Raw genomic sequence first — 13442 nt, forward strand, 5'->3', positions numbered from 1 at the left:
CGCGCTGGGTGGCCCGGGTGGTTCGGCTGAGGATCAGGTGGTGGTGAGTCGGTTGCGGCGGAAGAATTGGGAGAGGCTGCCGAACTGGACCTGCTGGATCAGGACGGCCGCGACGATGATGCCGCCCTTGACCATGTTCTGCGCCTCGGTGGAAAGGCCGTTGATGGCGAAGAGGTTGGTGATGGTGGCGAAGATGATCACCCCGAGCAGCGAGCCGATGATGGTCCCCCGCCCGCCGCTGAGCAGCGTGCCGCCGATGATCACGGCGGCGATTGCGTCCAGCTCGTAGAGGTTTGCCATCGCCGCCTGGGCCGAGGTGGCCTGGGCGGTGAGCATGATGGCGGCGATCCCGCAGCAGAGGCCGGAGAGCCCGTAGAGCAGCAGGGTGTGCCGCTTGACGTCGATGCCGGCCAGCCGGGCGGCCTCGGGGTTGCCACCGACCGCTACGGTGCGCCGGCCGAAGGTGGTGCGGTTGAGCAGTACCCACCCGGCGGCGACGACGGCGGCCAGGATGTAGACCAGCAGCGGGATGCCGAGCAGATCGTTGCTGGCGATGCCGTTGATCACGCTGTTCTGTGAGATCTGGGTTTGCTTCTGGGAGATCTCGGCGGCCAGCCCTCGGGCGGCCACCAGCATGGCCAGGGTGGCGATGAAGGGCACCAACCGCCCGTACGCGATGAGCGTACCGTTGACCAGACCGACCGCCACCCCGACGACGATCGCAGTGAAGATCATGCCGCCCGCGCCGAAGCTCTGGGTGGCGACCGTGGTGGACCAGACCCCGGCCAGCGCGACGATCGCGCCCACCGAGAGATCGATCCCGCCGCCGATGATCACGAAGGTCATCCCGACGGTGACGACGCCGACCACCGAGGCGAGCTTGAGGATGCTGAGCATGTTGGCCCAGACCCAGTCCGGGTTGGCGTAGAGGTCGGAACGGGTGGCCGCGCCGATCGCGAACAGCGCCAGCAGCACCCCGATCAGAGCCAGGTTCCGCTTGGCGCCCTCACCGCCGTCACCGTTGAACCAGGAGAGCCGGGCCCCGGAGCCCGTCGGCCGCCCGTACCCGGCCGCCATATTCGTCTCGGCCGGTTCCACCGGCGGCGACTGCGCCGGCAGCTGCGTCGCGGCGGGTGGGCTGTCGCTCATGCCGGTGCGCCTTCCATCAGGGATCCCGCCATCACGAGGTCGAGCACGGTGTTCTCGTCAAGTTCGTCGGCGGCGGAGGTGCGGACGACCCGCCCCTCCCGCATCACCAGCACCCGGTCGGCGAGCCCGAGCACCTCGGGCACCTCGCTGGAGACCAGCAACACCCCGACGCCCTGGGCCGCGAGCTGCCGGATCACCTGGTAGAGCTCGGCACGGGCCCCGACGTCCACGCCGCGGGTCGGCTCGTCGAGCAGCAGCAGCTTCGTGTCACCAAGCAGCCAGCGCCCGACCACCACCTTCTGCTGGTTGCCGCCCGAGAGGGTCCGTACCGCCCGGCGGACGTCGCGCGGTCGCATCTCCAGGCTTCCGGCGACCCGGTCCGCCTCCGCCCGTTCCCGCCCGACGTCGGTTAGCCCGAACCGGGCGTACCGGCTGAAGGTCGCCAGCGTGACGTTGCGGTAGATCGGCTCACCGAGCAGCAGCGCCTGGCTCTTGCGTTCCTCGGGGGCCATACCCATACCGGCCCGCACCGCCGCGCCGACGCTGCCCGGACGCAGCGCCCGACCGGCCATCCGCACGGTGCCCGCCTCCGCCCGCCGCGCGCCGTAGATTGTCTCCAGCAGCTCGGACCTGCCGGAGCCGACCAGCCCGGCGATGCCGACGATCTCACCGGCCCGGACGGCGAGCGACACGTCGGCGAACTCACCGGCGCGGGTCAACCCGTCGACCTGGAGCAGGTCGTCGCCGCCGGCGGTGTCGGCGGGCCGGTCCGGGAAGACGTACTCGATGCTCCGGCCGGTCATCTGGGAGACCAGGTCGCGGGTCGGAGTGTCGCGGGCCGGCAGGTTCGCCGCAGTGGTCCGGCCGTCCTTGAGTACGGTCACCCGGTCACCGATCTCACGGATCTCCTCCAGCCGGTGCGAGATGTAGATGACCGCGATGCCCTGTGCGGTCAGCTCGCGGATGATCCGGAAGAGATTGCCCACCTCGTCATGGGCGAGCACCGCGCTCGGTTCGTCCATGATGATCAGTCGGGCCTCGTGGGAGAGCGCGCGAGCCATGCTGACCACCTGCTTGCCCGCCGCCGGCAGCGATCGCAGCATCCGATTCGGCGGGATCTCGGCGTGGCCGAGCCGATCGAGGATCTGGCGGGTCCGGCCCGCCATGTGGCCCCGGCGGACGAACCCGAACCGGCGCGGCTCATGCCCGAGGAAGGCGTTCTCCGCCACCGAAAGGTCGTTGACCAGGTCGAGTTCCTGGTAGATGGTGGCGATTCCGGCGCGCATGGCGGCCTGAGGGTTGACGAAGGCCGCCCGGTTGCCACTCCACTCGACGGCTCCCGAATCTGGTCGGTGCACCCCGGCCAGCACCTTGATCAGCGTGGACTTGCCGGCACCGTTCTGGCCGAGCAGGCAGTGCACCTCGCCCGCGCGCACCTCCAGCTGCACGCCGTCGAGCGCGCGTACGCCCGGGAAGGTCTTGACCACGTCGGTGAGGCGCAGGACCACCTCGCCGGTCACCACGTCGGTCGGTGTCTCGGCCACCGGCGTCTGGTGCTCGGTGACGCCGTCTCCGTGCTCGGTCATGCCGCCTCCCCGAAGGCCAGGTCGCTGGCGAGGACGGCGGCACCGGCCACCCCGGCGCGCGGGCCCAGTTCGGAGAGCACCACCGGAAGGTTGCCGGTCGCCAGGGGCAGTGAACGGCGGTACACGACGCTGCGGATCTCGGCGAGCAGGACGTGCCCGAGCTGGGCGAGCCCGCCGCCGATCACGATCATCGAGGGGTTGGTGAAGCTCACCAGGCCGGCGAGTACGCCGCCGACCCGTCGTCCGCCCTCGCGGATCAACTGGATGCAGGTCACGTCCCCCTCGACGGCCCCGGCGGCCACCTCGAGGGCGGTGACCGTGCCGCTCGCGACCAGCCGCTCGGCCAGCGCGGGCGAGGTGCCGGAGCGTGCCGCGACGGTCGCGTCCTTGGCCAGCGCGGCGCCGCTGAAGAGCGCTTCCAGGCAGCCGGTGTTGCCGCAGGAGCAGACCGGTCCGTGTGGGTCGACCTGGATGTGGCCGATGTCGCCGGCACAGCCGTCGATGCCGCGGTAGACCTCTCCGCTGAGGTAGATCCCACACCCGACACCAGTGCCGATCTTGACGAACAGGAAGTCGTCGACCGAGTGCGCGACCCCGCCGTGCCGCTCACCGATCGCCATGATGTTGACGTCGTTGTCGACCACCGCCGGGCAGCCGTGCTCGCGGGTCAGCAGCTCCCGGACGGGGAAGCGGTCCCAGCCGGGCATGATTGGCGGCGAGACGGGCACCCCGTCGCGGAAGCTGACCGGGCCGGGCACGCCGATGCCGATCGCGTCGAGCCGTTCGTAGACGCCGCCGACCCGCGCCTTGTGCAGCAGTTCGTGGACGCGTTGCAGGATCGCTTTGGGCCCGGACCGGATGTCGGCGGCCTCCGCGTACCCTGCCACTGGCTCCAGCCGGCCATCGACCACCTCGACGTCGATGGAGCTGGCGCCGAGATCGACGGCGGCGAAACGCAGGTGCGGGCTCAGTTCGACCAGAGTAGATCGGCGGCCACCACGGGAGGCGGCCTTGCCCGCCTCGGCGACATAGCCGAGGCCGATCAGCCGCTCCAACTCGGCGAGCAGCCGGGGGCGGGCCATCTGTAGGCGGTCCGCCAGTTCGGCCCGCGACAGCGCTCCCGCGTCGCGGAGCAACCGCAACAGCCGCACGTGCAGAGGGTCGGCGGTGTGCACGGCTCACCTCTCCTACCGGGCTTTCACATCGACGAGATGCCAACGTGTGGTGCCCGACACAGTAAGAGGCTTCGGCCTGCGATGTCCAGATCTTAGGGCGATCTGACAGCAACTTTTGCCTGAGCTAGCAAAAGCTATGTGAGCGGCCGCCCGCGGCTGATCCGAAAGCGGCCGGAAGATCACTCGATGGGTTGCTCGTCGTCCTTCGCACGCGACGTGCGGTCGTCCCGCAACTCGACATAAGGCTCCCGGCCAGCTGGCCGCAGCCCACCGGCGATCGCCCGGCCGCGCGCCAGCTCGGCATCGAACTCCGCCCCGAACAGGATCGCGATGTTGCTCAGCCAGAGCCAGACCAGGAAGATGATCACCCCGGCGAGCGCGCCGTATGTCTTGTTGTACGAGCCGAAGTTGCCGACGTACAGGGCGAACAGGCCGGAGATGAGCAACCAGATCAGCACCGCCAGCACGCCACCCGGACTTAACCAGCGGAAACCGTCCTGCCGGGCGTTCGGCGACGCCCGGTAGAGGATCGCGAACATCAGGCTGACCAGCATCAGCAGCACCGGCCACTTGGCCACGTCCCACACCGTCACGGCGGTCCGGCCGACCCCGAGCGCGGCGCCGACCTGCTCGGCGAAGCGGCCGGTGAAGACCACGATCACCGCGCTGGCCAGCAGCAACACGCCGATCACCGCAGTGACCACGACCCGGATCGGGAGGATCTTCCAGATCGGCCGCCCCTCCGGCACGTCGTAGATCACATTGGCGGCCCGCATGAAGGCGCCGACATAGCCGGAGGCCGACCAGAAGGCTGCGAGCAGGCCGACGATCGCGGTCAGGCCGGCCAGCCCGCCGTTCTGCTGGGCCTGCCCGATGGCGGCGTCGAGGATCTGCCGGATGTTCTGCTCGGGCACCGTCTCCGCGACGGTGTCCCGCACCCCCTCGGTGGCCGACGGCCCCAGCAGACCCAGCAACGAGACCAGCACCAGGAGCCCGGGGAAGATGGAGAGCACGCCGTAGTAGGTCAGCGCTGCGGCCCAGTCGGTCAGGCCGTCGTCGCCGAACTCGCGTACCGTCCGGCGCGCCGCCGCCACCCATTCGCTGCCCGACCGCCGGCTCGGGCTCGTCGGCGCGTCCGGGCGGGAAGACTCCTCGGAGGCCATCGCCCCTCCCCTCAACTCGATCTACTCACCCTCGACACTTGCCCGGCCACGGTCGTCGGGTAACCCCCGGAAGCTGCCGATCAACCGGCACCGGCCACCGATTCGACGTCACCTCGAAATCAGTGGGAAGCGCGTTGCTCGGGGTTCCCATCGGCCGGCTTTGGCAACTAGCACGGCTCGCGCCCACCGGACCGATCGGCACGAAGGAGGCCCCGGCCGGGCGCAACTGCCGGCCGGGCAGAGACACACCACGGCGACAGACCGCGACCGGACCGATCCGGGCGCCACCATCCGCACCAACATGCACGGAGAGTAATCGTCTGAACCAATCCGTACCACCTAAGATGTGACATCAATATACGCCCGAATGCCTGAAAGCGGACAACGTACACAGCCTCCACGATCGACACGCGAACGGCGATCAGCACGTCCGCCGCGATTGCGAAGGCTATTCTGAAACATTCACCCAGGCACGACTTGAACAAATCGAAAGTCACTCAGTGAAGTGACCGTAGACAATGCCCCCAACGCGGAGCCGATTCGCGTATCGTCCCCCCTCGTGTCGGCTATCCGATTCACCGATGACCCCGGACCCGAGCGCCCCGGCGCCCACGCCCGAGTAGTAGAGGCCGACCCGGAGACCAGGCCACCCGCCGCCGAGGTCGACCCGGCCGAACTCGCCGCCCAATTCGAGGAGGAGAAGCCCGGCCGTACGCTGACCGGCCCGGTCGCCCTCATCCTGACCGCCGCGACGCTGGCGATCGCCCTGTTCGCCCTCTGGCAGGTATTCCGGCCGCTGGCCCAGGGCAGCAAGTACTACCTGATCTTCTTCCTGGCCGGCGTGCTCCCGCTGGTCTTCCTCGCCTACCCGGCCGACTGGCGGCTGCCCCGCCTGCTGCGGTCGCTCTCCGCCCGCCGGACCGCGACGCCGGCGCGCCGGAGGACGGCCACCCGCCACAGCGGCCCGAGCCGGGTCGACTGGGCGCTGGCCGCCGTCGCGCTGGCCGGCTGCCTTTACCCGGTGCTGCCGATCCCGCTCGGTGGGGGTGGCGGCGGCTACGACGCCTTCCTCGATCGGCAGGGCCTGCTCGTCGGCGTGGACGTGCTGCTGGGCACCGTACTGCTGCTCCTGCTGCTGGAGGCGTGCCGACGCACCACCGGGTGGATCCTGCCGGCGGTCTGCCTGGTCTTCCTCGGCTACGGCTACTACGGCGGCCTGCTCCCGCAGACCTGGGCGGTCGCTCACGCCGGCCTGGACTTCGGGCAACTGGTGGACGCCTTCTACAACTCCGACAGCGGCTTCTACGGCACCCCGCTGGACGTGGCAGCCACGTACATAGTGCTGTTCACCATCTACGGCGCGGTGCTCGACATCTCTGGCGCGGGCCGGTTCTTCGTGGACCTGTCCGCCGCGGCGTTCCGGCGTTCCCGCACCGCCGCCGGTCGCACGGCGGTGGCCTCCGGCTTCCTGCTCGGCACCGTCTCCGGCTCCGGGGCGGCCACGACCGTCAGCATCGGTGCGGTCACCTGGCCGATCCTGCGCCGCGCCGGCTATCCGGCGGAACGGGCCGGTGGGATGCTCGCCGCCGCAGGCGTGGGCGCCATCCTCTCCCCGCCGACGCTCGGCGCGGCGGCCTTCATCATCGCCGAGTACCTCGGCGTGTCCTACCTGCAGGTGCTGGGCTGGGCAATGGTGCCGACCGTGCTCTACTACCTCGGCATCGTGCTCTCGGTGGAGATCGACGCGCGGCGGTCCGGGGTGCGACCGGCGGCCATGCCGGCCCACTCCGCCTGGCGATTGCTGGCCCGCTCCGGGTACCACTTCGCCTCCCTGTTCGCCATCGTGGGTCTACTCGCCATCGGGCTGTCGGCCACCCGCGCCGTGGTGCTGGCCACCCTGCTCGCGATCGCGCTGTCCTTCCTGGACCGAACACACCGACTCACCCCACGCCGGATGGTCGCCGCGCTCTCCAGCGGGGTACGCGGTGTCCTCGCGGTGACCGTGGTCTGTGCGGCGGCCGGCATCATCACCGCCACCACCACGAAGACCGGGCTGGGTCCGCAGGCCGCCGCGCTGCTGGTCGACGCCGCGAGCGCGGTCAGCTCCGAGCCGGCCGTGGTGCTCGCGCTCACCGCGCTGCTCGCCGCAGTGGCGCTCAGCCTGCTCGGCCTGGCAATCCCGGTGACCGCCTCCTTCGTGATCGGCTGGGTGATCATCGGACCGGCCCTGCTCGACCTGGGGGTCAGCGCACCCGCCGCGGCGATGTTCGTCTTCTACTTCGCGGTGCTCTCCGAGGTGTCGCCGCCGACCGCGCTCGCCGCCGTCGCCGCCGCCGCGATCACCGGCGGACGGTTGGTGCCGACCATGTGGCACACCCTGCGGTACGCGCTGCCTGCGTACCTGATCCCACTGGCCTTCGTGATCACCCCGACCGGGCTCGGTCTGCTCGGCATCGGTGGCCCGCGGCGCATTCTCGTCGCCACCGCGGTCACCGCGCTCGGCGTGGCGGTACTGGCCGTCGCAGCCGGCGGCTGGCTGCCCGGCGTCGGCCCGGTGGGGGTACCGGAACGACTGGTCGGCGTGGCCGCCGGCCTGACCCTGCTCTGGCTGCAACCCGTGCCCATCGCGATCGGCGCAGTGCTGGCCGGTGTCATGACGGTGGGCGTTTTCGTACGACGCGGATCCCCCGGCCCCTCCGGCGGGACGCGAGCCGGATCACCGGCATGACCTTGGAAGGAGACAGAGTGGGACGGATCAACGTGCGCCTCGTCGCGGGGGCGGGAGCACTCGTCCTCGTCGCCGGCGGCGCCGGTTGCGGAGGTCGTCAGGGCGCCGCCGCAACGGACGACACCGCGAGCGCCGTCACCTGTGAGGTGGCCGAGAACACCCGGGTGGGCATCGCCACCGGTAACGCCACCGGCGTCTACTACGTGGTCGGCAACGCCCTGGCCGGGCAACTCTCGGACAGCACCGGCGGCCGACTCACCGGCACCGCGGCCGAGACCGGAGCGTCGGTCCAGAACATCGAACAACTCGTCGGCGGTCAGTACGACGTGGCCTTCTCGCTGTTCGACACCGCCGTCAACGCGGTGGAGGGCAAGGACAGCTTCACCGCACCGCAGCCGGTCGAGGCCCTGACCCGGATCTACGACAACTACACCCAGGTGGTCGTCCGGGCCGACTCGGGCATCAACTCGGTGGCCGACATGAAGGGCCGGAAGGTATCGACCGGCTCGCCCAAGTCCGGTACCGAGGTCATCGCGAACCGCCTGCTGGAAGCCGCCGGCCTCGACCCGGCGACGGAAGTCCAGGCCCAGCGGCTGGATCTCACCAAGACGGTCGAGGGCGTCAAGGACGGCAGTGTCGACGGCTTCTTCTGGTCCGGCGGCCTACCCACCGGCGGGCTCACGGATCTTTTCACCACCGCCGGCGACAAGGTGAAGTTCATCGACATTGCGCCTCTACTACCTAAGATGAGCGAGCTGAACCCCGCGTACCAGGCCGGCACGATCGGCAAGGACGTGTACTCCACAGTGGCGGACACCCCGACCATTGTGGTCCCGAACGTGCTACTCGTCCGCAAGGATCTCGATGCCAACGTGGCCTGTGCCATCACCCGGACCGTGTTCGAGAAGAAGGACGCACTGGCCCAGGCCAATCCCGCGGCCAGGGGCATCGCCCTGAACACCGCCCGCCGGACCGACCCGGTCGGCCTGCACCGGGGCGCGGCCAAGGCGTTGCTGGACCTCGGCGCAAGCTGACCGACGGCGGCCGGACCGGGGCTCCCCACCCGGTCCGGCCGCCCCCGACCTCGGGAGATCCCCGTGCCGCTGTCCTCCCTGGCCCGCGTGCGCCGGCACAACCGTCCGTCCGGCCACACCGGCCGGCTGTGGTCGGTGCGTACCCAACTGCTCGCGCCCATCCTCGTCGCCACCACCGGCCTGCTCGTCCTGGGCGCCATCCAGACCGGAAACGCGCTGGCCGCCTCCACCGACGCCGAGCGCGCCAGGGTGCTGGCCGGCACCGCCACCGCGACCGTCTCACTGGTGCACGAACTGGAGCGGGAACTCGGCGAGACGGCGGCACTACGCCAACGCGGCGGGACCTCCGGCCGGCAGTTGGTAGACGCCCAGCGGCGGCGGGTCGACGAGGCCACCGAGCGGTATAGATCCGCCAGCGCCGACGCCCGCCGCACCACCCCTGACCTCGGCCGGGCCCTCGACGGGGTCAACGAGCACCTCGACCAGCTCGACGATGCGCGGGGCACCGCGCTCCGCGCCGCCACCGCCGACCCGACCTACGTGGGCCTGGTGGACTCACTCCTGGCCGTCGCGGACGCGCTCCCCGCCCAGCTACGCGACCCCGAACTTGCCAATCGTGCCCGCGAGGTGGCCACGGTCGCCGCCCAGGAGCACCTGGCGTCCCTGGAACGTGACCTGCTGCGGGCCGTCTTCGTCCGGGGCACGCTGGCCCCGGGCGAACTCACCCAGCTCGGCCGGCTGCGCGGCGCGCAGGAACAACGCCAGGCGGAATTCTCCCGGATCGCCGGTGAACGCGCCACCGGCGCGTACGCCCGCCTGCTCGCCGGCACCGACGTCTCCACCGCGCGGCGGATGCGCGACAGCGCCCTGAACGCCGACACCGAGCCGGCCGCGCTCGCCGTCGACGGTGACGCCTGGTACGTCGCCCAGAGCGGCGCCATCCGCCGGATCAATCTGCTCGGGCGGGAACTCTCCGACGAACTCGACCGGCGCGCCGCCGAACTGGCGGGCGACGCCCGCCAGCGGGCGCTGCTCACCGGCGGGTCCACCGGAGCGCTGGCGTTGGCCTCGCTGGCCGCCGCGGCGTTGCTGGCGGTACGCACCAGCCGCCGACTACGCCGACTGCGGGTGGCGGCGCTCACCATGGCGCACCGCGAACTGCCGGCACGGATCACCGCCATCTCAGCAGGTGAGGGTGGCCGGAGCGACGGCCCCGCGTCCCAGCTCACCGCCGGCATCAGCCGCGGGCGCGACGAGATCGCCCAGGTGGCCGAGGCGTTCGACACGGTCAACCGGGCCGCCCTGCGACTCGCCGGCGAACAGGCCGAGCTGCGGATGGACGTGACCCGGATGGTCGAGGCACTGGCCCGCCGGATCCGCACGCTGATCACCCGGCAACTGCGGCTGCTCGACGAGTTCGAGCAGGACGAAACCGACCCGGACGCGCTGGCCCGGCTCTTCGCGCTCGATCACCTCGCCGCTCGGATGCGACGCAACGGGGAGAACCTACTGGTCCTCGCCGGCGGCGAACCCGGCCGCTCGCACGAGGGGCCGCACCTGCTCGCCGACGTGGTACGCGGCGCCGCCTCCGAGATCGAGGAGTACGCCCGGGTCGAGATCAACGTGCCGACCGTCGCGGTGACCGGCTCGGCCGTGGGTAACCTGGTGCACCTGCTGGCCGAACTGCTGGAGAACGCCACCTCGTACTCACCGCCGCAGACACCGGTGCACGTGGACGGCCGCCGGACGATCGACGGGCTCACTCTGCGCGTACACGATCAGGGCATCGGTATCGGCGAGAACCGGCTTGCCGAGATCAACGAAGGTCTGCGCGCGCCGGCCATGCTGTCCAGCGCGGCGGCCGGCAGCATGGGCCTGCACGTGGTCTCCCACCTGGCCACCCGGCACGGAATCCACGTGCGGCTGCACAGCGCCGGTTCCGGCACCGTGGCACAGGTGGACGTGCCGGAGACGGTGCTCACCCGGATGGAGCAGCCCGGCGCCCGGCCGGCGGGCACCGCTCGGACGGCAGACCGCAAAGCGGTGTCCGCAAGCGTCGACGGTTGGTTCCGGACCGGGGGTGCCGGTGGCCGGTCGGCGCCCGCGCCGAGGGCGACGGTCGGTGCCGCACCGGACCACTTCAACGTCCACCAGGCGCCGACGATGGCCCTGCCGGTGGTGAACGGCGTGGCGCCGGCCTGGCAGCCTGGCGCCGTGCAGACTGCGGAAGCCACCAGGTCCGGCCTGCCCCGGCGGGTACGCGGTGGCGGACTGCAGGCCGAACTGCACGACGTACCCCCGCCGCAGGCCGCCACCGACCTGCTCGACCCCGAGGTGGTCCGGGCCCGGCTCTCCGCCCTCTCCGCCGGCGTGGCCCATGCGATGCGACGTAACCAGCAGACGAACGGGAGACCTAGATGACGCCCAACGGCAGCCCCGGCCTCGATTGGCTCCTGGCAAACTTCGCCGATCAGGTACCCGACGTGTCGCACGCCCTCGCGCTGTCCGGAGACGGTCTACGCCTGGCGGCCTCGCCGCATCTGTCGACCGACCAGGCCGACCAACTCTCCGCTGTGATCAGCGGCCTGGCCAGCCTGACCTTCGGCGCCGCGCGGCTGATGTCGGCCGGCCGGGTTCGGCAGCAGATCATCGACATGGACGGCGGGGTACTGCTGGTGATGGCCGTCGGCGACCGCGCCCTGCTCGGGGTACTGGCCGCTTCGGGTTGTGACCTGGGCCAGATCGGCTTTGAGACGGCGACCCTGGTCCAACGGGTCGCCGAGGCACTCGAACCGGCGGTACGGGCATGAGTGGTCGTCCTCACACCACCGACCCCGTCAGCGGTGCCGGCGGGCGTGTTTGGTTGGCGGCGGTGCTGGTGGCGGTCACGCTCGTCGCCGGCTGCGCCACCGAGGACACCCGGCAGCCACGACCGTGGCACGACGGGCGGATCTTCCTCGCCACCGGAAACACCACCGGGGTTTACTACCAACTCGGAGGCGGCTACGCCGACATCATCAGCCGTCACCTGCCCGGCTACGAGGCCCGGGCCGAACCGACCGGAGCCTCGGGCGAGAACATCACCCGGCTGGTTGACGGCGACATGGAGATCGCCTTCAGCCTGGCCGACACGGCTGCCGACGCCAGCGCGGGCCGTGGCGCCTTCGCCGGCCGGCCCCAACCGGTGCGTGCGCTGGCCCGCGTCTACAGCAACTACACGCACGTGATCGTCCGGGCCGACTCGCAGGTGACCGACCTCGCGGCGATACGCGGTATGCGGGTCTCCACCGGCTCACCCAAGTCCGGTACCGACGTCATCGCCGGCCGGATGCTCACCGCCGCCGGGCTGGATCCGGAGCGGGACGTCCGCCGGGCCCGCCTCTCGCTGCCGGAGACGGTGGCCCGGATGCGCGCCGGCACGCTGGACGCGATGTTCTTCTCGGGTGGGTTGCCCACCCCGGGCATCGCCGACCTGCTCACCAGCACCGCGGACCGCTTCGCACTGCTGCCGGTCGCCAACCTCAGCGAGTCGCTCAGCGCGGCCCACGGCTCGGTGTACACCACCGCCGAGCTCCCCCGCGACGCCTATGACACGCCGTCCGGCACCCCGACCGTCACGGTCGCGAACGTGATCCTGGTCAGCACGGACATGCCCGACCAACTGGCGTACGACCTGACCCGGTTGCTCTTCACCTACCAGGCGGACCTGGCCGCGGCGCACCCGGAGGCACGCAACTTCGACCGACAGAGCGCCGCCACCACCGATCCCATCCCCCTGCACCCCGGTGCCGGCCGCTACTACCAGGGCGGCTGACCCCGGCCCCTGGCGTCGCGTTGCAACAGTGTGGACCAGGGGGACCGGCAGCTGCAGGACGGCGGGGTTCCTCCTTGGCCTCCCGCGACCCCTGCGGAGCTGATCCGTCTGTGTCGTCGCACCAGGCCTCTGGCCCCGCGGCACGACCTGGATTGGGACCCGGGCAGCGGAGAGCCGAGCTTCACCAGGTGTCGCAGTTGCTCGCCCATCACCTCCGGGCCGCCGATCCGGCGACGCAGCGCGAGTGGGGCGCGCGTTACAGGTCGGAGGGTGTGGTGGCGGCGCGGGCCGCGGCGACCAGGCGATCGGTCTCGGCGAGGACCGCCTCGTCGTCGACGGGAGTGCCGGGGTCCAGCCGGACCATCCAGGTCAGACCGTCCACGCCGGAGATGCGGCGGCCGACGATCCGGCCGGAGCCGCCCGGCAGGGCGTGCTGTTGGGTGTACGCCACCGACCGGGTCACCCGGGTGCGTACCTGGTGCGGCAGGTCACCCGGATCGAGCAGCAGGTAGCGCTCGGCCGGGGAGTCGACGACCAGCTGGTAGCCGTCGCGCTCGGCGGCCGGCTCACCCGGGATGACGGTCAACTCCCGCCCCGACCAGACGGCCTTGACTAGGTCGTGCCAGCCGATTCGGTGACTCCGACCTGGCAGCCAGAGCCCGAGGTTGGTGGCGACGACCACGCCGTCACCCTCGCCGTTACCGGCGGCAGCCCAAGCCAGCAGCCGCTCGTCGCGCTCCAACGGGGGCCGGGCGGCCGGTGGCAGCTTCGGCCGGCGGCGGAACAGTCTCAT

General features: G+C 71.1%; 11 protein-coding genes. 5 read left to right on the forward strand and 6 right to left on the reverse strand.

From position 1 onward, the window contains the following. Positions 1–33 precede the first annotated feature (33 nt). The 4 genes from ACFHWY_RS16280 to ACFHWY_RS16295 form a co-directional block, all read right to left on the reverse strand. Positions 34–1149, reverse strand: coding sequence for an ABC transporter permease (locus ACFHWY_RS16280; RefSeq protein WP_416581037.1), 1116 nt, complete (start codon positions 1147–1149; stop codon positions 34–36). Then, a complete protein-coding gene (locus ACFHWY_RS16285) occupies positions 1146–2735 on the reverse strand; it encodes a sugar ABC transporter ATP-binding protein (protein WP_416581038.1) in 1590 nt (529 codons plus the stop codon). Before ACFHWY_RS16285 ends, ACFHWY_RS16280 begins: the two co-directional genes overlap by 4 nt. Next, positions 2732–3910 carry an ROK family protein gene (locus ACFHWY_RS16290; protein ID WP_416581039.1) on the reverse strand — a complete coding sequence of 393 codons (1179 nt, stop codon included), beginning with the start codon at positions 3908–3910 and terminating at the stop codon, positions 2732–2734. The genes ACFHWY_RS16285 and ACFHWY_RS16290 overlap by 4 nt, the downstream gene beginning before the upstream one ends. Before the next feature lie 179 nt (positions 3911–4089). Then, positions 4090–5073 (reverse strand): YihY/virulence factor BrkB family protein, encoded by a 984-nt coding sequence (locus ACFHWY_RS16295; RefSeq protein WP_416581040.1) that lies wholly within the window; start codon positions 5071–5073, stop codon positions 4090–4092. Between the two features lie 559 nt (positions 5074–5632). Between ACFHWY_RS16295 and ACFHWY_RS16300 the strand changes: the two genes are divergently transcribed. From ACFHWY_RS16300 to ACFHWY_RS16320, 5 genes are all read left to right on the forward strand, one after another. Beyond that, entirely contained in the window at positions 5633–7801 is a 2169-nt protein-coding gene (locus ACFHWY_RS16300) for a TRAP transporter permease (protein ID WP_416581041.1), read from the forward strand. 17 nt (positions 7802–7818) lie between these two features. After that, a complete protein-coding gene (locus ACFHWY_RS16305) occupies positions 7819–8835 on the forward strand; it encodes a TAXI family TRAP transporter solute-binding subunit (RefSeq protein WP_416581042.1) in 1017 nt (338 codons plus the stop codon). 63 nt (positions 8836–8898) lie between these two features. Next, positions 8899–11256, forward strand: a complete 2358-nt coding sequence (locus tag ACFHWY_RS16310) for a nitrate- and nitrite sensing domain-containing protein (RefSeq protein WP_416581043.1) — start codon at positions 8899–8901, stop codon at positions 11254–11256. Further along, entirely contained in the window at positions 11253–11645 is a 393-nt protein-coding gene (locus ACFHWY_RS16315; RefSeq protein ID WP_416581044.1) for a roadblock/LC7 domain-containing protein, read from the forward strand. The genes ACFHWY_RS16310 and ACFHWY_RS16315 overlap by 4 nt, the downstream gene beginning before the upstream one ends. Beyond that, on the forward strand, positions 11642–12649 hold the full coding sequence (locus ACFHWY_RS16320) for a TAXI family TRAP transporter solute-binding subunit (RefSeq protein ID WP_416581045.1): 1008 nt from the start codon (positions 11642–11644) through the stop codon (positions 12647–12649). The genes ACFHWY_RS16315 and ACFHWY_RS16320 overlap by 4 nt, the downstream gene beginning before the upstream one ends. Here ACFHWY_RS16320 and ACFHWY_RS16325 read toward each other — a convergent pair. After that, positions 12634–13017 carry a Scr1 family TA system antitoxin-like transcriptional regulator gene (locus ACFHWY_RS16325; protein ID WP_416581118.1) on the reverse strand — a complete coding sequence of 128 codons (384 nt, stop codon included), beginning with the start codon at positions 13015–13017 and terminating at the stop codon, positions 12634–12636. The two genes, ACFHWY_RS16320 and ACFHWY_RS16325, sit on opposite strands and share 16 nt — an antisense overlap. Next, positions 12906–13442 carry a hypothetical protein gene (locus ACFHWY_RS16330; protein ID WP_416581046.1) on the reverse strand — a complete coding sequence of 179 codons (537 nt, stop codon included), beginning with the start codon at positions 13440–13442 and terminating at the stop codon, positions 12906–12908. Before ACFHWY_RS16330 ends, ACFHWY_RS16325 begins: the two co-directional genes overlap by 112 nt.

Source organism: Micromonospora sp. LOL_024 (assembly GCF_048060415.1).
Classification (GTDB): domain Bacteria; phylum Actinomycetota; class Actinomycetes; order Mycobacteriales; family Micromonosporaceae; genus Micromonospora.